The organism is Aquitalea aquatica (assembly GCF_013911085.1).
GTDB classification, from domain to species: Bacteria; Pseudomonadota; Gammaproteobacteria; order Burkholderiales; family Chromobacteriaceae; genus Aquitalea; species Aquitalea aquatica.
Window position 1 is genome coordinate 113,178 of the sequence record NZ_JACERN010000017.1, and the last position, 18,925, is coordinate 132,102.

Annotated in this window: 26 protein-coding genes and 1 other RNA gene; all 27 read left to right on the plus strand. The window is 58.0% G+C overall.

Translation table 11 applies throughout. The features are described from left to right. Nucleotides 1-35 precede the first annotated feature (35 nt). On the plus strand, nt 36-2,072 hold the full coding sequence (locus tag H2Z84_RS04950) for a Mu transposase C-terminal domain-containing protein (protein ID WP_181834985.1): 2,037 nt from the start codon (nt 36-38) through the stop codon (nt 2,070-2,072). Nucleotides 2,073-2,097: 25 nt separating this feature from the next. Then, on the plus strand, nt 2,098-2,811 hold the full coding sequence (locus H2Z84_RS04955) for an AAA family ATPase (RefSeq protein ID WP_309545437.1): 714 nt from the start codon (nt 2,098-2,100) through the stop codon (nt 2,809-2,811). A gap of 2 nt (nt 2,812-2,813) precedes the next feature. After that, nucleotides 2,814-3,446, plus strand: coding sequence for a hypothetical protein (locus H2Z84_RS04960; RefSeq protein WP_181834987.1), 633 nt, complete (start codon nt 2,814-2,816; stop codon nt 3,444-3,446). Then, nucleotides 3,436-3,750 (plus strand): XRE family transcriptional regulator, encoded by a 315-nt coding sequence (locus tag H2Z84_RS04965; protein WP_181834988.1) that lies wholly within the window; start codon nt 3,436-3,438, stop codon nt 3,748-3,750. Before H2Z84_RS04960 ends, H2Z84_RS04965 begins: the two co-directional genes overlap by 11 nt. 1 nt (nt 3,751) lies before the next feature. Next, nucleotides 3,752-4,063: an HI_1482 family protein gene (locus tag H2Z84_RS04970; protein WP_181834989.1), complete on the plus strand. Its 312-nt coding sequence runs from the start codon at nt 3,752-3,754 to the stop codon at nt 4,061-4,063. 20 nt (nt 4,064-4,083) lie between these two features. After that, nucleotides 4,084-4,473 carry a helix-turn-helix domain-containing protein gene (locus H2Z84_RS04975; RefSeq protein WP_181834990.1) on the plus strand — a complete coding sequence of 130 codons (390 nt, stop codon included), beginning with the start codon at nt 4,084-4,086 and terminating at the stop codon, nt 4,471-4,473. Further along, on the plus strand, nt 4,460-5,197 hold the full coding sequence (locus H2Z84_RS04980) for a hypothetical protein (RefSeq protein ID WP_181834991.1): 738 nt from the start codon (nt 4,460-4,462) through the stop codon (nt 5,195-5,197). Before H2Z84_RS04975 ends, H2Z84_RS04980 begins: the two co-directional genes overlap by 14 nt. 367 nt (nt 5,198-5,564) lie before the next feature. Then, nucleotides 5,565-6,188 (plus strand): DUF3164 family protein, encoded by a 624-nt coding sequence (locus tag H2Z84_RS04985; RefSeq protein WP_181834992.1) that lies wholly within the window; start codon nt 5,565-5,567, stop codon nt 6,186-6,188. 1 nt (nt 6,189) lies between these two features. Beyond that, complete coding sequence (locus H2Z84_RS04990) at nt 6,190-7,002, plus strand: hypothetical protein (RefSeq protein WP_181834993.1); 813 nt, start codon at nt 6,190-6,192, stop codon at nt 7,000-7,002. A 173-nt stretch (nt 7,003-7,175) separates the two neighbouring features. Further along, the gene (locus tag H2Z84_RS04995) at nt 7,176-7,466 is read left to right on the plus strand and encodes an HU family DNA-binding protein (RefSeq protein WP_181834994.1); all 291 of its coding nucleotides are present in this window, start codon (nt 7,176-7,178) and stop codon (nt 7,464-7,466) included. Between the two features lie 2 nt (nt 7,467-7,468). After that, nucleotides 7,469-7,531: hammerhead ribozyme type II (locus H2Z84_RS05000), an RNA gene on the plus strand. 11 nt (nt 7,532-7,542) lie between these two features. Further along, entirely contained in the window at nt 7,543-8,250 is a 708-nt protein-coding gene (locus H2Z84_RS05005) for a DUF7168 domain-containing protein (protein WP_181834995.1), read from the plus strand. 10 nt (nt 8,251-8,260) lie between these two features. After that, on the plus strand, nt 8,261-8,689 hold the full coding sequence (locus H2Z84_RS05010; RefSeq protein WP_181834996.1) for a hypothetical protein: 429 nt from the start codon (nt 8,261-8,263) through the stop codon (nt 8,687-8,689). A 158-nt stretch (nt 8,690-8,847) separates the two neighbouring features. After that, complete coding sequence (locus H2Z84_RS05015) at nt 8,848-9,264, plus strand: gp16 family protein (RefSeq protein WP_181834997.1); 417 nt, start codon at nt 8,848-8,850, stop codon at nt 9,262-9,264. After that, the gene (locus H2Z84_RS05020; RefSeq protein ID WP_181834998.1) at nt 9,261-9,719 is read left to right on the plus strand and encodes a Mor transcription activator family protein; all 459 of its coding nucleotides are present in this window, start codon (nt 9,261-9,263) and stop codon (nt 9,717-9,719) included. Before H2Z84_RS05015 ends, H2Z84_RS05020 begins: the two co-directional genes overlap by 4 nt. 10 nt (nt 9,720-9,729) lie before the next feature. After that, nucleotides 9,730-10,326, plus strand: coding sequence for a J domain-containing protein (locus H2Z84_RS05025; protein WP_181834999.1), 597 nt, complete (start codon nt 9,730-9,732; stop codon nt 10,324-10,326). A 110-nt stretch (nt 10,327-10,436) separates the two neighbouring features. After that, a complete protein-coding gene (locus H2Z84_RS05030; RefSeq protein WP_181835000.1) occupies nt 10,437-10,958 on the plus strand; it encodes an N-acetylmuramoyl-L-alanine amidase in 522 nt (173 codons plus the stop codon). Between the two features lie 165 nt (nt 10,959-11,123). Then, nucleotides 11,124-11,366, plus strand: coding sequence for a DUF2644 domain-containing protein (locus tag H2Z84_RS05035; protein WP_220272704.1), 243 nt, complete (start codon nt 11,124-11,126; stop codon nt 11,364-11,366). Further along, entirely contained in the window at nt 11,363-11,971 is a 609-nt protein-coding gene (locus H2Z84_RS05040; RefSeq protein ID WP_181835001.1) for a hypothetical protein, read from the plus strand. Before H2Z84_RS05035 ends, H2Z84_RS05040 begins: the two co-directional genes overlap by 4 nt. Next, entirely contained in the window at nt 11,968-12,246 is a 279-nt protein-coding gene (locus H2Z84_RS05045) for a hypothetical protein (protein WP_181835073.1), read from the plus strand. The genes H2Z84_RS05040 and H2Z84_RS05045 overlap by 4 nt, the downstream gene beginning before the upstream one ends. Before the next feature lie 195 nt (nt 12,247-12,441). Then, nucleotides 12,442-12,810: a hypothetical protein gene (locus tag H2Z84_RS05050; protein ID WP_181835002.1), complete on the plus strand. Its 369-nt coding sequence runs from the start codon at nt 12,442-12,444 to the stop codon at nt 12,808-12,810. Between the two features lie 2 nt (nt 12,811-12,812). Further along, nucleotides 12,813-13,130: a hypothetical protein gene (locus tag H2Z84_RS05055; protein ID WP_181835003.1), complete on the plus strand. Its 318-nt coding sequence runs from the start codon at nt 12,813-12,815 to the stop codon at nt 13,128-13,130. Between the two features lies 1 nt (nt 13,131). Beyond that, nucleotides 13,132-13,701, plus strand: coding sequence for a DUF3486 family protein (locus H2Z84_RS05060; RefSeq protein ID WP_181835004.1), 570 nt, complete (start codon nt 13,132-13,134; stop codon nt 13,699-13,701). Next, on the plus strand, nt 13,701-15,335 hold the full coding sequence (locus tag H2Z84_RS05065; protein ID WP_181835005.1) for a hypothetical protein: 1,635 nt from the start codon (nt 13,701-13,703) through the stop codon (nt 15,333-15,335). Before H2Z84_RS05060 ends, H2Z84_RS05065 begins: the two co-directional genes overlap by 1 nt. 18 nt (nt 15,336-15,353) lie before the next feature. Continuing rightward, the gene (locus H2Z84_RS05070; protein ID WP_181835006.1) at nt 15,354-16,901 is read left to right on the plus strand and encodes a DUF935 domain-containing protein; all 1,548 of its coding nucleotides are present in this window, start codon (nt 15,354-15,356) and stop codon (nt 16,899-16,901) included. After that, a complete protein-coding gene (locus H2Z84_RS05075; RefSeq protein WP_181835007.1) occupies nt 16,891-18,186 on the plus strand; it encodes a phage head morphogenesis protein in 1,296 nt (431 codons plus the stop codon). Before H2Z84_RS05070 ends, H2Z84_RS05075 begins: the two co-directional genes overlap by 11 nt. Nucleotides 18,187-18,296: 110 nt before the next feature. After that, complete coding sequence (locus H2Z84_RS05080; RefSeq protein ID WP_181835008.1) at nt 18,297-18,848, plus strand: phage virion morphogenesis protein; 552 nt, start codon at nt 18,297-18,299, stop codon at nt 18,846-18,848. Nucleotides 18,849-18,925 lie beyond the last annotated feature (77 nt).

The following is an 18,925-nucleotide window of genomic DNA, read 5'->3' on the forward strand; positions in this document are numbered from 1 at the left end:
GTGCTGCAGAGCTGGCAGAAATGAAACTGCCCAGCATGCCAGGAACAATCCAAGGGATTGGTATCCGGGCCAAGGCTGAGCAATGGGAGTCAAAAAAGCGCCAGGGCCGTGGCGGTGGCTATGAATACGCACTTTCTAGCCTGCCCGAGATAGCTGCCCGCGCTATCAAGGATCGCCTTGTCACATCAATGATTTCAGCGCCTGCGGTATCTGTGCCTACCTTGCCAATGAAGGCCGCACAGCTCGAACTGGCTTTGACTAGCCGTCAACAGACGGTTGAAGGTGCCCGCAAGGGTGTTCTGGTTGCCATTGATCGCCTGATGGCTGGTTGCGGTGTCAGCCGTGAAGCTGCCATTCATACCATGCTGACCCAGGCCAAGGCCGGGACACTGGACCCGCACCTGGAACGGATGCTACGCGCCGCCCATGATGGCCGTGGCCGTAAGGGTGATAGCCCGTATCCCTCGGTGCGCAGCATCAAGGGCTGGCGCGCCCTGGAAAAACAAGGGCAGCTTGCTCCGAAAACTGCGGTCAGCACCGTGTTGGAAATCCCTGCCTGGGCTAAGTCCTTCCTGACTTACTGGCAGCTGCCATCTAAGCCAAGCGTGTCCCATGCCTATGAGCAGTTTGCACGGGATTGGACTAATAGCCCGGAAATGCTGCCATCGATTCACCAGGTACGCCGCTTCATCGGAAAACTCGGTGCGGTATCGCGGGAAGTCGGCCGTATGGGGCCGCGTGAGATGAAGAACATCAAGCCCTTTGTCCGTCGCGATATTTCCCAGCTGCAGCCGAATGACGTATGGACCGCTGATGGTCACACCTTCGACGCTGAGGTGCAGCACCCGATGCATGGCAGACCATTCCGCCCGGAAATCACCGCCATCATCGACGTTGCTACCCGCCGCATCATTGGCTGGAGTGTCGGCCTGGCCGAGTCGGGTCTTGCCGTACTGGATGCCATTACCCATGCGGTTACCCGTGAGGGCGTGATGGCGATCTTCTATGTCGACAATGGCTCCGGCTACAAAAACGACATGCTACGCAATGAGTCGACCGGGATTATGGGGCGGCTGGGTGCTGAAATGAAATTCGCCCGCCCTTACAACTCGCAGGCCAAGGGGGCTGTTGAGCGGCTGCACAAGTCAGTGTTTGTGCGTGCTGCACGTGAACTGCAGAGCTATGTCGGAACCGACATGGACCGAGAGGCCAAACTGAGCCAGTTCAAGCTGACCCGTAAGGCGATCAAGGATGGTGGCAGCGTGAACCTGATCAGCTGGCCGCAATTCATCGAATTCATCAACCAACGCATTGCCGACTACAACGCCCGGCCACATAGCAGTCTGAACGGCATCAGCCCAGACATGAAACTGGCTGAGTTTGTAGCCATGGGCTGGGAGCCGACCTGCCTGCAGCCAGGTGAAGAGGCTTACCTGTTCCGCCCACAGGTAGAGCGCACGATCAGCCGCTGTGAAATCTCGGTTTTTGGTAATCGCTACTTCAGCCGTGAGCTGGAGGAGTTTCACGGAGAGCGCCTACGCATTGGCTACGACGTTAACGACGCCAGCCAGATCTGGGTTTATGCGGACGATGGCAGGCTAATTTGCACAGCCGAATGGAATGCCAATGTACGCAGTTACTTCCCAGTTTCCGTGATTGAACAGGCTAGGGACCGTCGTGCTGCAGGCCGTGTAAACCGTCTGCAAGTGCATATGGAAGAAGTCCAGGCCGAGCGTCGTGGCCAACTGGCCATTGAGGCCACACAGGAAATCGTTATCCCCGGACTGATCAGCGGAACCCGTGAGCAACTGGCAGAGGCTGCAGCACTTGCCCGTGCTAAACGCCAGCCACAGGTAGCTGAAACACCGAGTCTGCGGGTAATCGATGTCGAGCCGGCCCCCGTGCCCAGCAACGTGCTGAGCCTACCGGATACCCCGGATGCCCGTTACCGCTACTTCTGCACCCTGCGCGACCGTCACCAGCGCGGCGAACCCTTGGGTGAGCGTGAGCTGGACTGGCTACTGAACAAATACGTCCGCACCAATGAATACCGAACCCTCAGCCAGCGCTGAGACCACAAGAAACAGGAGCCTAAACGTGAATCGCATTGCACCGATTGCCAACCTCGACCTTGTCAGCATCGCCATGAGCAAGCTGATCAACCGCCAAGACGGCCTGCCGGGCCTGGGCGTTTACTACGGCCCTAGTGGTTATGGCAAGACGACCACCATCGTCGCTGTAGCCAACGAGACCCGTGCCTACTACGTCCAGATGCGCAGCGCCTGGGGCAAAAAAGCCCTTCTGGAAAAGATCGCCTTCGAAATGGGTATGCGCCCTGCTGCCACGGTTTCGGCCAATCTGGATCTGATCTGCGAACAGATGTCGACCAGCCAGCGGCCGCTGATTCTGGATGAGGCCGACCATGCGGCGTCTCGCCCCGGCATGGTGGAGTTGCTGCGCGATATCTACGAAGGCAGCCAGGCACCTCTGATGCTGGTTGGCGAAGAGATGTTGCCGAACAAGCTCAAAAAATTCGAACGATTCCATGGCCGAGTTCTGGCTTGGGTGCCTGCGCAGCCGGTGACCATGAGCGATGCCCTGAAGTTGAAAGATATCTACAGCCCGGACATCGCCATTGCCGATGACTTGTTGGCTTATGTGGTCGACCTTGCTCACGGCTCTGTACGTCGGCTTTGCGTCAACCTGGTGAACATTCAGGAGCACGCCATGTTGAATGGTCTGGACGCAATTGACCGGGCGACATGGGGTACCCAGCCGCTCTATACCGGCGATGCGCCGAGAAGGGTTTAACCATGGCAGCGACAAAGCAAAAACGTCGCGGTGCCCACTTAGAAATGGTGGGGGGTAAGGGGGGGCGTCAGAGAGTTTGGGAGGCCATCCGGGCCAATCGTGATGGCTTCTATCTGGCAGACATATCCCGCGCCGCCAAGGTCGATCTGGCGACAGTCAGAACGTACGTGCAAGCACTCGAACGTGGCGGATTTATCCAGCAGTGCAATGTGACCGTAAAGCTAGCAGAGGCAAAGCAATTTGCCTTGGTCAAGGATAACGGCCTGGAAGCGCCGCGTCTGACAGCCGAAGGAAAGCCGGTTATTCAAGGGCTAATCAATGAGGCGATGTGGCGAACCATGCGGATGGTACGCGACTTCAATTTCCACGAACTCGCTGCACTGTCCAGCACAACAGAAGTTTCAGTCGCACCAGGTACGGCCCGGACCTATCTGAGGCACCTGGCCACCGCTGGTTATTTGATTGAAATCGATAAAGGGCATGGCAAGGGTGCTGGTGGAATTCCTACCCGGTACCGCTTTAATCCAGCCCGGAATAGCGGGCCGCGCCCTCCGATGATCCAGCGTACCAAGTCGATCTATGACCCCAATTTGGGCCAGATCGTTTGGCAAGAGGAGCCAGATCATGACTGCTGATTGGCTAGAAATCCTGCGCACAGCCGTGGCCCAGCGTGGCCAGAAGCCGGTTGCTGCTGAGCTGGGTTACTCCCGCACCACTATCAGCCTGGTCTTGGCTGGCAAATACGCAGGAAAGACCGATGCGGTCGCCACGAAGGTGCTGGCTGTCCTGGCTACGGTGACCTGCCCATTCAATGGTCAGGAAATGACTATGGCTGATTGCCGCGCTTTCAGCAGCAGCCGTGCACCGACCCACCACCCGTTGAAACTGACGCACTGGCGGACCTGCCGCAAGTGCAAAAACTGCAGCAAAGGAGAGTGATATGCAAACCGCCGACGCGCAGCGCCCTGTGCCTGCATTCCTGCCCATCAACACCCTGATGCTGCAGGCCGTGAAAAAAGTGGAAGTGGTGATCCAGGAGCTGGGCCGTCGCGGCTTTGCCGTGGTCAACATCGACATGAGCACCCCGTCACGCCCCACTGTCCAGATTCAGACAAGTGCCCGCTGCGCTCAGCTGATTGAGTCGGGCCAAGCCGCTTACTACGGGTTTGGCCTCGGCCAGATTGGCCGCTTTCGCGAAGGCCAGTTCTGCCTGGATGGCTGCCGCGTAGTTTGGACCGAAAACGCTAACTGATGAATGACCAGGAGAACGACATGACCGAGCAAACCGTAAACCGTGACTACCGTGTAATGCGCCGCAAGCTGGGCCTGAATCAGTCCCAATTCTGGACCGCCGTCCGCGTGACCCAATCTGGTGGCTCTCGCTATGAAAGCGGCCGCCAGGCACCTGCCAACGTCGACGAAATGGTGCGCCTGCGCCATGAACTGGGAATTGATACCGCCCTGATCACCACGGAAAACGCTGACCTGATTCGCGCCATTCTAGCCGGCACGCTGGATAGCAAGCTGCTGCTGCAAAACGCTAACCGCTGCCGTGATCTCCTGATTCACCTTGGGAACGGTGCTGCGGATCTGACCGAGCTGGCTCAGTCTGTTTCCAACCTCGTAACAGGCAATCAGGAGATAACCCATGCACCCGCTTGATGCCCAGAAAAAGCTGATTGAAGCCCTGGAAGCTGGTGCTGCCTCGTTCAGCACCCTGGTCGAAAAAACTGGCCTGCCGCGTCACGAAATCCAGTTAGGTCTGGACCGCTTGGAACAGATCGGGGTTTCGAACTCCACCGTGGCCGGCACCGTAGTGATGTATCACCTGTGCAGCCAGGTGAATGGGGAACGTGCCGTTGAAATGGTTAATGCAAGCCCTTCGGAAGAAGTCACATCAGTGTCGGACCAAGTCCGTGATCTGCTGATCAAGGCCGGTGATGCAGGTATTAGCCCTGCGGAGATTGAAGTGCAAGGAAGTAGGAACGCCAAGTACACCGCTCTGCAGTATTGGAAGCGAAAAGGTCTGGCCAGGCTGGAAGACAAGCGCTGGTACTGGGTAAAGCCGGTTGTGTTGGTTACTGATGATGACAAAACCGCGCCAATCGACATCCCGGTAAAGCTGAAAGACGGCGCAGAAGTGGTCGGCCGCATCCGCTCACCGGCTCAAGAAAAGTTGAAGGTGACTGCAGATGCCGACAACAGCCATTCCGATCCCGTACCCCAGGTGCGCGTGGTGAGGATTCAGCGCGTTACTGCACGCCTGGAAATGGGTGGAATGTTCACCATCATCGGCTACGGCCAGGAACTGCTGGTCAACCCCGCGAATGCTCGGGAACTTGGGTATTTTCTGCTCAAGACAGCGGAGGCCATGCAAGCCCGATGACCGAGCTGGATGAAGCCACCAAGGCCAAGCTGCGGGCAGAGGTGGCACGGCTAGTGAGCATGGGACATGACCGGGCAAAGGCAAAACGGACGGTGTGGGATGACTACCTGGAAGACCCGTCTGCCTATACAGCAGCTAAGCCGGTAGCCCCACCACTGGAACCGGAGCCGGAACCGGTCCAGGAGCAGGAAATACCGCCCCCAGCGCTGCCAGTCCCTGCTCCAGTCCTTCCCGGCCCGGAGCCACCAGCAAGACACAGTCGGTTTTGGGATGCAAAAGAGGAACCCCGGCTAACACCGGAATGGCTTGAGCGAAACCGGCAGCAGCTGGCGCAAGTGAAACGAATTGTTGGAGTAAGGAGCAAGTAATGCAAAACGCAACGCAAAACACCCCAGAAGGCTACCGCAAGGATGCCAAGGGCCGTCTGATCCCGGTTGAGTCGATTAAGCAAATCGATCTGGAACGGGACTCCCTTGTGATGGAAATCATCAATAAGGCCCTGGGCGTCAACAAGATGCTGGCCCAGTTCAAGACCACGGTTTTTGCCGATATCCAGGCCTTCATTGAACTGTCCGGTGAGCGCTACGGGGCAAAGGTCGGTGGTGCCAAGGGTAATGTGTCCCTGGCCACCTTTGATGGTCGCTACATGATCAAGCGTGCTGTCAGCGACACGCTCACCTTCGATGAAGGTCTGCAGGCTGCGAAGGCCCTGATCGACGAATGCGTACATAAGTGGACCGAGGGTGCCCGCAGCGAGATCCGTACCCTGATCAATGACGCGTTCAACGTCGACAAAGAAGGAAAGATTTCAACTGGTCGCATCCTCAGTCTGCGCCGCCTCGAAATCAAAGACGAGAAATGGCAGCAGGCAATGAATGCCCTCAGTGAGTCGGTGCGGGTCCAGTGCTCCAAGTCCTATATCCGCGTGTACGAGCGCATTGGCGACACTGACCAGTACCAGCCGATCCCGCTGGATATGGCGGGGGTGTGAAATGCAACTAGACCAATCAACCAGTATGCAGAAATTTGAACGCTGGGCTGACACAGAGATCGGCCCGCTGGAAGACGCACCTGCCTATATCACTAGCACCCGCTTGGCGCTTCGCAATATTGCGCGTGGAGCTTGGGAAGCCGCCCTTGCTGAAAGTGCGGAAAGGTCGGCGGCATTTCTACTTCTGTTGGCAGCCTGCAATCGCATTGAGGCTGATGCGGAGGAAGGTGAGACCGATGACGGCTTGGCCGTAACGATCCCGCTTGACCTGTGGCACCAGTTTACCGCCGCCCTGGATCATGCCCGCGCCCCGGACTCCGTGGAGGTGCAGGGGATTGAGCCATACCACAGCACGATGCAGCTGGCCGAAATGGTACTGAGTGATTGCGGCCATTCGACAGTAATCAGTGATCGCCTACAGCGCAGGGTAGCTGAACGCATCCAGCGCCACTTGGATGGAATGCAGGCTATGCCGCCTATACCTGCACAGCTAGCTGAAGCCCAAAGCCCTGGTGGAATTTACGCAATCCGTTATCGAGACAACTTTGATGGTGAGGGTGACGTTGTCTACATGATTGCAAAGCGCCATGAGGATGGCTCATGGACAGAGGAAGATTCGGGAAAAAGGTTGTTGGAATACCAGGGTGACGAAATCTTGCAAGCATGGCCGCTGAATGATGCAGCTCCGCTTGTGTCGGGTGTTCCGATAGCGTGGCGAGATGCTATCAAACAGGCTGCCGAATCACTTGAGGACAATTACTGCCACGAGTCTGCCCGTCAATTGCGTGCTCTTCTCTCAATGAGCACAGAGTGATGTTTGGCTTGGCATTGGTGATCGCCGGTGTCGGATTGGGAGTGTGCTTTTCCATTCTGATCGCAGCAGAGCGAATTTGTAATGCCCTTCTATCGCAAGAGAAGGATTCCCAGCGATAGGACCAGAAACATCCATTTAAAGCAGTTTTTTCAACGCAGTACGAGGAGAAAAGTATGACCAAGCAAGAACTGATCGACAGCATCACCGAAGTCATGAAAACCCGTCACGACCGCGCAGTAAGCAAGGCTGACGCTTCGGCATTCATGGACTCCCTGGGCGATGTAGCTGCTGTGTGCCTAAAAGCCGGCGAGGACGTAACGCTACCAGGTCTCGGAAAACTGGTCGTGAAGGAAAAGGCAGCACGAGCTGGCCGTAACCCACAGACCGGCGAAACCATCCAGATTCCAGCCAAGCGGGTGGCTGCATTCAGCCCTGCTAAGGCCTTGAAGGATGCGCTGGAATAACTCTGCGAAACCGCCGAGAGGCGGTCTGTCTGGCGTGGTGGCCAGGCACTGATGAGCAGCCAAGAGAGAAGGAAACATGGACAAGAAAACCGCGATCGAAAAGATCAAGAAATGCCTGGCACTGGCCAAGAGCGCCAACGAGCATGAAGCCGCTGCAGCCCTGCGCCAGGCTCAAGCACTGATGGAAAAGTTTGGCGTTGAAGACGACGACATCCTGATGTCTGAAGTGTGCAAAGACCATGTAAAGGCTGGTGCCAAGGCCAAGCCGGTGCAGTGGGAAAGCTGGCTAGCCGTCACCGTGGCCAAGGCCTTTGGCTGCGAAATTGTTTTCACCCGGTCGCTATCAGCAGGCTACTGGCTTTTCATCGGGTGTGGCCCCGCACCAGAGATAGCCACTTATGCGTACAAGGTGCTGCTGCGCCAGCTCAAGAAAGCCCGTGCTGAATATCAGAAGCGGGAATGCAAGCGACTGATTCCAGCCAGCCGTATCCGCCGCTCTGATCTGTTCTGTGAAGGCTGGGTCAATGCCGTTTCCAGCAAGATCGCCAAGTTTGCTGGCAGCCAGCGTAATACCGAGGCCCTGAAAGCCTATATGACGAAGGAATGCGCCGATCTGGAGAGTCTGGCCACCCGTGACCGGCAGGCTGGGAAAAGCCTCCGGGGTGGTGATGACGGCGCGCATTACGCCGGCTGGAAGTCAGGCAAGAACGCCCAGCTCAACCATGGCATTGGCGGCGCTGCTGACACAACCCTGTCCTTGGGTCATACCCCGCAACTTTCTTGATGGTGTCGTGATGAAGCTGACTAAAGAACAGAAACAGGAACTGATCGACAAGCTGACTACCCCATGGGGCCGGGTAAGCCTTCTATGTGATGGCCATAAAGTGGAATTGGTCGTGAAACTTTGCAGTGGCATGCGCTATCGCGTAGTCACGTATGTGGATGGTCGCTGGGAGGGTAAGTGGGCGTTGGGTAAGGAGGCATATCCCGAACAGAAATTCTTGAACAAGCAAATTCGTCCGGCTTGCAGAAAGAAAGATAAGGAGGCCATGGAGAAGGCAGTAGGCAAGCGCTACTTCAAAAAAATGTGTGCTGAAGAGCGTTACTGGACCGCGACCATTACGGTTTACGACATTACCTGGGCAAGTGGCCGCTCCGCTATCAACCACCTGTGCAAGGTCTGCGACTCCATCCAGATCGCTCCCGAAGAAGCCACTGCTTAGAACCCGGTGTCGAGCCTGCGTTAACAGGCTCCGCAACGTGTTTTAACCCTCAATGCAGCCGTGACCGGCCAGCCCCGACCAACTTACTGGGGTGCCGTCCTCTGATAAAGCCGGCATGGCCGGTCACGCGTGCATTGAGTTTGACCTGGAGAAGAACAATGACAGACAGACGCAAGGCGATGATCGCAAAAATCAAGATCGCCCAGCAGCAGCTGCAGATGGCTGATGACAGCTACCGCGCCATGCTGGCACGCCTGGCCGATGGCAAAACCAGCAGCACAAAACTGACCCTGCAGCAGCTGGATGAGGTGCTGGCCGAAATGAAGCGCCTGGGCTTTGTGCAAAAGCCTGCGCAAAAACACGGCCGCCGGCCGCAGCCCAAGGACTCCCGTGAGGCCCTGATGGCCAAGATTGAGGCACAGCTGGCCACTGCTGGCCGGTCGTGGGAGTACGCCCAGGGCATGGCCAAGCGCATGTACAAGATCGAAAAGCTGGAATGGCTGGACTACGAGCAGTTGCATGGGGTGATGGTCGCCCTGGTCTATGACGCAAAACGCAACGGGAGACCTGCATGAACCGCAATGACCACGAAACAGCAATGGCCCGTGCTGCGCACTTGCTGCCAGACAATGCCCGCCAGCTCGTTGAGATGCTGACGCTGGCCACCACCCTGAAACTGGTAGACGCCTACGGTGGCACACACTTCCCGATCCCGAAGACGGCACGGCAGGAAGGACAGTATTTTGCTGCACTGGCCGAGGCTGTGGGGGTCGATGCAGCGACCAAACTGGTCAAGCGTTATGGCAACACCCGGCTATACGTGCCGAAGTGTGCAGCAGCGCTGCGTGCCCTGCGTGATGCCAGCATCCGGGCTGACTATGATATGTCGTGCGCTGAGTTGGGGCATAATGCCACTGTCAACAATGTGCTGGTACCGAAGTACAAGCTGTGTGACCGCAGGATTGAAGAGATTTTGGCTAAAGCTGATGACCTGCTGCCTATAGATACGGCACAGGGCAGTCTGTTCTAGGAGATATCAAATGAAACGGCCAACCTTATATGAAATTCTAGAGGTTGAAGAAACAGCTACAACTGCTGAAATCAGAACTGCATCACTAGTTGTAAAGTACAAATATATGGCAGCTGGAAATCAGGCTGTATACAACCATGCTGTTGAAACGCTATTAAACGAAACAAAGAGGTATCAATACGATGTAAAAATTGGGATAAAAAAAATTGAAAAAAAAGAATCCAAGTTGAAAATTGCTGCTTTCATAATCCTATGGTCAATACTTATTGGTTGGAAAATTCATGAGAAACCTTGGGAAAACTGGATGCGCGAAGAAGTACCTATTATTCATAATCCAACCCCTGAGGAGGATAGAAATGCTGAAGCCAAAAGCCTTTGTCTTTCCTCTATCGGTTATGATTTTTCAAGTAGTGGTGTTAATGAGCAAGGGGAGGCGACCAATCAGGGCTATCGCGATGTATTTCTATTCACTTGGCCTCACGGAAGCCTGAAGAGTGGGACCGGAATTTCTTTGGGAGCAACCTGTGCTGGAAGATACGGGCCGCCAATGACGATTTCGACATTAGTAGTTAATGGAGTATCTGTTATTTCCAGACCTCTACAATAAACACCGCCCCATTCATATGGGGCGGTATCATTTGTACCGAACCCCTTCCCAATCTGCCGACCTCCCGACATTCCCTACGATTGGCCTCATGTCTCGCATGAGGAAAAATCGTGTCCCGTACCATCAATCTGATTGTCATTCACTGCGCCGCTAGCCCCAACGGCAAGGTACTCGGTTCCGCATCCAAGTCGGCCGCCGCCGTCATTGACCAGTGGCATGCCCAGCGCGGTTTCCACCGCCAGCCGGCTGCTATCGCTGCCTATAACCCCGATCTCAAGGCGATCGGCTACCACTTCGTCCTGGACGTCGATGGCACCAAGTCCACTGGCCGTGCCCTGGATGAAATCGGCGCGCATGTGGCGGGCCACAATGCCAACTCCATCGGTATCTGCATGGTGGGCACCGATCAGTACAGCACCGCGCAGTGGGGTGCGCTGACCAGCCTGGTGAAATCGCTACTGGCCAAGTATCCGGGCGTGCCCGTTGTTGGCCACCGTGATCTGTCCCCGGACCTGAATGGTGACGGCACGGTGGAACCCAGCGAATGGACCAAGACTTGCCCCGGTTTCACCGTTGCGGACTGGCTGGCTGCCGGCATGAAGCCGCAGGCCAAGAACACCCTGGCCAGCTAATGCACCGGCCACTCATTTATCTGCTGCTGCACGCCCTGGCAGCCCATCATCTGCCGTTATCCCGGTGGCGGGTGGCTGGGAGCCAGTCCACACCGGTAGGCCATCGTGGCCCTAGTGGTGTGGCCAAGGCCAGGCGTGCTGCAGCCAAGCGAAGGAACCGCCGCCGTGCAACTCGCTGACATCCTCACCAACCCGGTTACCCAGCGCATGTCGCAAAGCAAGTTCTGCATTGCGGTCGCCCTGGTGGCAACCACCTTTTCCCTGGTTTGGGAGGTGGTCCATGGCCGTGCAACCGAATGGCTGTATGGCCTCTATCTGGCTGCATGGGTAACGCATGCCCAGGCCAGCAAGCGGGCAGCCATTGCCCGTGATGCCTTGCCCACTCCGGCAGCAGGAGACGCACCATGAATCTGTCTGTCCCGCTTATCCCTGCATGGGCAAAGGCACTAGCCATCGGGGCTGGCTTGGCTTTCATTACCTACCAGGTGCATCACCTCGGCTATGAGGTCGGGGCCGCTGACCAGAGCAAGACGGATGAAAAAGTCCGTCTCGGCCTGGTGGCTGACTACGAGAAGCAGCTGGGTAAGTTCAAAGACCAGTGGGCTGCCGAGCTGTCCACGGCACTGCGCGACAAGCAGCTTCTGGAACAGCAAGCAAATCAGGTCGGTACGGCCCTGCTGGAGACCCGCGCCCAACTGGCCCGTACCCAGCAGCAACTGAAACAGGAGATTCCCCATGTCGTACAAGTTGATGGTGTGCACTGGACTGGTATTGGCCCTGCAAGCCTGCGCCTCTATTCCCAAAACCTCGGCTACACCGTCGCCAGTGGTGGTCCGAGTCTGCCCTCAGCCAACCCCGGAGATGCTGCAAAAGCCGATCAAGCCGGCAGCGCCGGAGCCGGGTTATCACCCATAGACCTTCTGACGCACTCGGTGGATTACGGCCAGTGGTGCCAGAAGCTGGAGCAGCAGCTGGATGCCTTCATCACCCTGCATACGGAGAGTGTGGAATGACGCAGGAAATTGATGTCGCTAAAGGAATTTCCTCGCTGCAGGCAGCTACCGAGGCTGCTAGCCACCTGGCTTCCGAAGAAGGCAAGACCAGTACGCATAGCCAGGGTGACTTGATGGATGCCCTGGAAATAAAGGGGGCGGAACTGGCGGCAGTCGTTGGCCAGATCGCCCGGCTCGGTGGTGATGCCGAGTGTGCAAAAGAAGCTGCAAAACGTCTGTCCGAAGCACTGTACTGGGCAGACCGGGCGATGGGGGCCTTTGATGGATCCGTTTGATCGTGCCCAGGTATTGGAGCTGGAAGAGCGCGAAGCCCACATTGCCGAACACCAGGCACTGGTCCCGCATGGCCCGCCAGCCAGTCATTGCATCGACTGTGGGGGCGAAATTCCGAAAGAACGCCAGGCTGCGGCACCAGGCCTGCGTTGCACGCGTTGTCAGAGCGCCGTTGAGCGCCGAAATGGGGGGAGCCGGTGACGGTCACTGTTGAATTTTGGTACCTGGTCGGCCTGCTGTTGGGCTTTCTGGGCGTGGTGTTCACCTTCGGCAAACTGCTGCTGGCGCAGTTTGAGCAGCGTCTGGATCAGCGCTTCAGGGCGATTGATGAGGCGAACAAGGCCACCAGCACCCGCTGGGACACCCGTTTTGCCGAACTGATGGAACAGAACCGGCGCGAGGCCGATGGTTGGCAGCGCATCGAAAAAGACTTCCTGCGCTTCCAGGCTGAACTGCCGGTGCAGTACGTGCGCCGGGAGGACTACGTCCGCAACCAGACCGTGATCGAGGCCAAGCTGGATAGCCTCGCCCTCAAAATCGAAAACGTCCAACTGAAAGGACAGTAGCAATGAATATCGATGCCGCCAAAGTACGCCGTGAAAGCATCCGCTGGTATCTGGTGCTAGCCACCTATAACGCCCGGCCCAATGAGATCACTGAAGACGTGATCCAGCAGACCATGCGCGCCATCATCCCGGATGTGTCGCCGCTGGAGGTGCGCAAGGAGCTGGACTATCTGGAATCCCGCGCCATGGTGAAGCTGCGCAAGGAACCGTCGGGCCGCTGGTGGGCGGATATCACTCGTTATGGCGTGGACCTGGCTGAGTACACCATTGACTGCCAGCCCGGTATCGCCCGTCCCGCTATGTACTGGGAAAACAAATAAGATGGCCGCACGCAACAGCGTTTCCATGCTGCCGGCAGAGGTGCGTGCCTGGCTGGACCAGTCCCTGGTCGATGGCAATTTTAGTGGCTACCAGGCACTGGAGGAGTTGCTGCGCGACAAGGGCTACAGCATCAGCAAGTCGGCCATCCACCGCTATGGCCAGAAGATCGAACGCCGCTTTGCTGCGATCCGCGCTAGTACCGAAGCGGCCAAGCTGCTGACCCAGGGCGCATCGGATGACACGGACACCCGCTCTGAAGCCTTGCTTGCCATGGTGCAGACCGGGCTATTTGAATCCATCGTCAATCTGCAGGAAGCCAGTGACGAGGATATCTCCAATGAAGACCGGATCGCCATTCTGTCCAAAGTGGCCAAGAACATCGCCACCTTGAGCCGAGCCAGTGTCAACCAGAAGAAATTCCGTCTGGAAGAGGAAGCACGCATCGAGCAGAATGCCCGCGCTGCGCTGCTGGCAGAACAGGAGCAGAAGCTGGAGGAACTGCGTGGCTCGGATGGCATGTCGGAACAGATGGAAAGCAGCATCCGCCGCATCCTGCTGGGTAAAGAGTGATGACTGAAACCACACAGCAGCAAGCCCCGTTAAAAGCTCTGGGCAGCCCCCGTAAAATTAACCTGGCCGAGGAGCTGGAGCTGGCCGGGGTGGTAGTGCCGCAGGAAGTGACTGAGGCCATCCCGGCCGAGCAGCCGGTTTTTCTGCCCTACCAGCAGCGGTGGTTTGAGGACGAGTCCCAGATCATGATCGCGGAGAAGTCGCGCCGGACGGGTCTGACCTGGGCAGAAGCTGGCCGCAACGTGGTAAAGGCTGCTCGGCCGCGCCGCCGTCAGGGCTGCAATACCTTCTATGTGGGCAGCAAAAAGGAAATGGCGCTGGAGTACATCGCCGCCTGCGCGCTGTTCGCCAAGGCATTCAATGAGCTGGCCAAGGCTGATGTGTACGAGCAGACCTTCTGGGATGAGGGTAAGCAGGAAGAAATCCTCTCCTACATGATCCGCTTCCCCAAGTCGGGTTTCAAAATCCAGGCACTGTCCAGTCGGCCCTCTAACCTGCGTGGTCTGCAGGGTGACGTGGTGATTGATGAGGCGGCATTCCATGAGTCCCTTGAGGAGCTGCTCAAGGCCGCACTGGCGCTGACCATGTGGGGCAACAAGGTGCGGCTGATCAGCACCCACAACGGGGTCGAAAACCTGTTCAATGAGTTGATCCTGGAAGCCCGTGCCGGCAAGCGTGACTACAGTATCCACCGCATCACGCTGGACGATGCCATTGCAGATGGCCTGTACCAGCGCATCTGCTACGTCACAAACAAGGAATGGTCAGCAGAGGCCGAGGCAAAGTGGCGGGCCGATCTGTACAAGAACGCCCCAAACCCCGAGTCGGCCGACGAAGAGTATGGCTGCGTCCCCAAGAATAGCGGCGGCAACTGGCTTAGCAGCATGCTGATTGAAAAGCGCATGTCTGCCGATACCCCGGTGCTGCGCTATGAGTGCCCGCAGGGCTTTGAGCTGGAGCCGGACCATGTCCGCGCCAGCCACTGCCAGGACTGGATTGAGTCGGTACTGCAGCCCGAACTGGACAAGCTGCCACGCGGCGTCCGCAGCTTTGACGGTGAGGACTTTGCCCGCAGTGGTGACCTGTCGGTCCACGTCCCGCTGATTGAAATGCAGAACCTGGTCAAGCGCGTGCCCTTCATCCTGGAAATGCGCAATGTCCCCTTCCGTCAGCAAGAGCAAATCACCTTCCACCTGCTGGATAACCTACCGGGCTTTGCTGGTGGCGCATTCGATGCCCGAGGCAATGGCCAGTATCTGGCCGAGGTAGCGATGCAGCGCTATGGGGCGGATCGCATCCACCAGGTGATGCTGTCGGAAAGCTGGTACCGCGAACACATGCCACCAGTCAAAGCCGCCCTGGAAGACGGCGACCTGGACGGGCTGCCGAAGGACAAGGATGTGCTGGCCGACATGCGCGCCGTGCAGATCATCAAGGGGGTGCCGCGCATCCCGGACACCCGCACAACCGGTGAAGACAAGGGCAAGCGCCACGGTGACGTGGCTGTCGGCGTAGCCCTCGCCGTGTATGCGTCCCGTGTGATTGATGCAGCGCCGCTGGCCACCAGGGGCTACAAGTCCATCCCTCGCGGTGCCATGGCCATGTCGGCCCGGTTCGGGCGTGGTACCTGGTAACCATACGGAGTGCAAAACATGCTGCAAATTGTGGATCACAACGGGCAACCGATTAACACCGGCCTGCTCAAAACCACCATCGCCACCCCGACCACCACCGGGGTGCGTCAGATCATTGCCTCGGCCAGCCACGGGCTAGACCCGGAGCTGCTGGGCCACATGCTGCGCCAGGCAGTGAATGGGGATGCCAGCGCATACCTGCGACTGGCCGAGGACATGGAAGAAAAGTACCTGCATTACGGCTCGGAGCTATCGACCCGCAAGCGCGCCCTGGTTGGCCTTGAGCTGTACGTGGAGCCTGCCGGCGACGATGCCGTCAGCCAGCGCGCTGCCGAGCTGGTAGAGCAGGCCCTGGCCCCGATCAAAGAAAACCTGTTCGATATCCTAGACGCGATTGGCAAGGGTTTTAGTGTCCACGAGATCGACTGGGAAACCAGCGCCAAGCAGTGGATGCCGGTCGGCTTGTCCTACCTGCAGCCCTACTGGTTGCAGATCCGGCGCAATGAGCCGGAAACCCTCTACCTGCGCTCGGACAGCAATATCTATGGTGAGGCGCTAGCCCCGTACAAATTCATCACCCACAAGGTCAAGGCCAAGTCGGGCGTACTGATCCGGGGCGGCCTGGCGCGCATGGCCTGCTGGGCCTTCCTATTTAGCAATTACGCCATCAAGGACTGGGTGACCTTTGCCGAGGCTTACGGCCAGCCACTGCGGGTGGGCAAGTACGATGTGTCGGCCACGCCGCAGGACATTGAAACCCTACTCATGGCCCTGCGCAGCCTGGGCACGGATGCGGCGGCCGCCATCCCCAAGAACATGGAGATCGACTTTGTCGACGCTGGCAACAAGACGGCCTCGGTCGATATCTATGCCCGGCTGACGGAGTACTTCGATAAACAGACCAGCAAGATCGTACTAGGCCAGACCTTGTCGACCAATACCGGTGGCGCAGACGGCGGCGGGGCCTATGCTCTGGGCAAGGTCCACAATGAAGTACGCGAGGACATCCTGGACGCAGACGTCAAGCAGCTGGAAGCCACGCTGACCCGCGATTACGTCAAGCCGGTGGTGGACCTCAATATGGGTGTGCAGACGGCCTACCCGACAATCAAGCTGAGGATCAATAAGCCTGAGGATCTGACTGCACTGGCCGGGGTTGTTGACACGCTAGTGCGCGCCGGCCTGCCCTTAGGGCAAGAGTCGACCTATACCCGCTTCGGACTGGAACGCCCCAAGCAGGGCGAGGCAATACTGGTGCCGGTGGATGCCCCGGCCCAGCAAGCGATGAACCGCTATCGTGCGATGAATTCACTGCAGCCGGGCCAGACTGCAGACCCGATGGCACCGCTCCTGGAGCAGCTGACCAGCAAGACGACCGACCCGATGGAAGCCACGCTGCAGGTGATTCGCCAGGCGCTGGCCGATGCCCCGGATCTAGAGTCCTTCCAGGCCTGGTTGACTGGTGCTTTTGGTGACTTGCCGGTTGACCAGTTGCAGCGGGTGATGAATACCGCCTTCAGCCTGGCTGAGTTGTCCGGCCGCTACGAGGTGAGCAATGGCCGATAGCCCGGCTCCGCTGAGTGCGGTCTTCAAGCAGCCCTGGCAGACGCAGCTGGACTATTTCCAGCAGAAGCTGAACCTGCCGACTGAACAGTGGACCGACATCATGAAGGCGCAGCATGACCGCTCCTTTGTGGTGGCCGGGGCCATGGCTAGCGACTTGCTGGAGGATCTGCGCCAGGCAGTGGGTAACGCTATTGAAGGCGGCAGCACGCTGGCCGATTTTCGGCGCGACTTTGACAAGATCGTGGCCACCCACGGCTGGGACTTCAAGGGCGGCCGCAACTGGCGTACCCGTGTCATCTACCAGACCAACCTGCAGACCAGCTATGCTGCTGGACGCTACCAGCAGCTGACCGACCCGGACATGCTGAAAGTCCGGCCGTACTGGCTCTACGTGCATTCCGACTCGGTACTACGCCCACGGCCGCAGCACCAGGCGTGGAATGGGCTGATTCTGCGCGCCGACGATCCCTGGTGGAAAACCCATTACCCGCCCAATGGCTGGGGCTGCCAGTGCACGGTACGGGCCGTGTCGCTGCAGGAGCTGCGTGACAAGTACGGTAAGGCTGGCCCGGATACTGCCCCGGTCATTCAGACGCGCCGGGTTGAGCAGGATGATGGCAGCGTGGTCTATGTGCCGGATGGCATCGACTTTGGTTGGGACTATGCCCCTGGTCAGGCCTACGTGGGCAAGCTGCTGCTGGACAAGGCCGCGACTACATCGGCACGGATTGGTGCCGATGCCATCCAGAGTGCGGTCAACAATATCGACGCCCTGGACAAGGTCATCCAGGAGCGCTGGCAGCCGTTGGTGCAGCAGATCTACCCAGACCCGGCCAGTTACCGGCCTACAAAGCAGCGTTTCCACATCGGTGCGCTCTCGCCGCAACTGGTCGACAAGATAGAACAGGCCACGGGCGAGTCGCTGGCCACGGCAGTGGTGTCGGTCGATGACAGTGAAGTGAAGCATGCGCTGCGCGATACCGGGGCCAAGGCTGACAAGCGGATTGCCCTGGACGATGCCATGCAGACTGTCGTCGGAATGTGGGAGCCGGAGCGGGTTTATCAGCAGATTGATAATGGCAAAGATGAGCCTGTTTATCTGGCAGTCTGGCAAGCCGCTGATGGCAGCCGACATGTTAAAGCAGCGATTAACGTGAACTACCGGACAAAGGACAAGGATGCGTCAGGGAAGCGCTATACCTTGCAGACGAACACTTTGCTGACCCTGGGCTATGTGGACCTACGGGATTTGGATAATCCGCAGCTTTACAAGCGGATTCTATAGAAGGAGGAAAACCGTGCTGGCAGGGACGCCACCCCCCTGCGTGTGCACGCCCTTTCGGGGTTGCAATACGTACAGCGCTATTTCACGTATTCCAGCACGGTATATTCATTATGAGTGACAACAGCTTTGAAATCCAAGTTATCAACGATAGTGTTGGCCAGGCACTGGGCCAACTGTTGGCCCAAGCCCACAACCTGCGGCCGGCACTGCTGGACTTTGCCGAGTGGGCCAAGGCCGAGACAGACCAGCGCTTTGCCGACCAGGCCGACTGGCATGGCCAGCCCTGGGCACCCAATGCCGAGCTGACGCTTGCCAACTATCTGCGCAACCATGGCGGCAACAAGAATTTCAAGAAGGACGGCAAGCTGAGCGCGGCTGGTACCCGGCGACTGGCCGCCAAGCGCATCCTGCAAGTGGACGGGACATTACGCCGGGCCGCCTTCAGCTACGACGCCACTAGCGACAGCCTGAGGTTTGGCCCTTGGGGTAGCGGCCTGGATGCTTATGCTGCTATCCAGAACTTCGGCGGCCAGGCTGGCCGGGGTCTGAAAGTCACCATTCCGATGCGCCAGTACCTGCCGGTCGATATCGATGGCACCCTGGCTGATCCTGCAGAAGCCAAGTTGCTGGACGTGCTGGCCTCCCATTTCCAGCCTACCTGACTTTCCCCATAAACCGCCCTTGGCGCATGCGCAGTGTAGGCAGACCGCCAAGGGCCGGTGGTAATGGGGTAAAACAC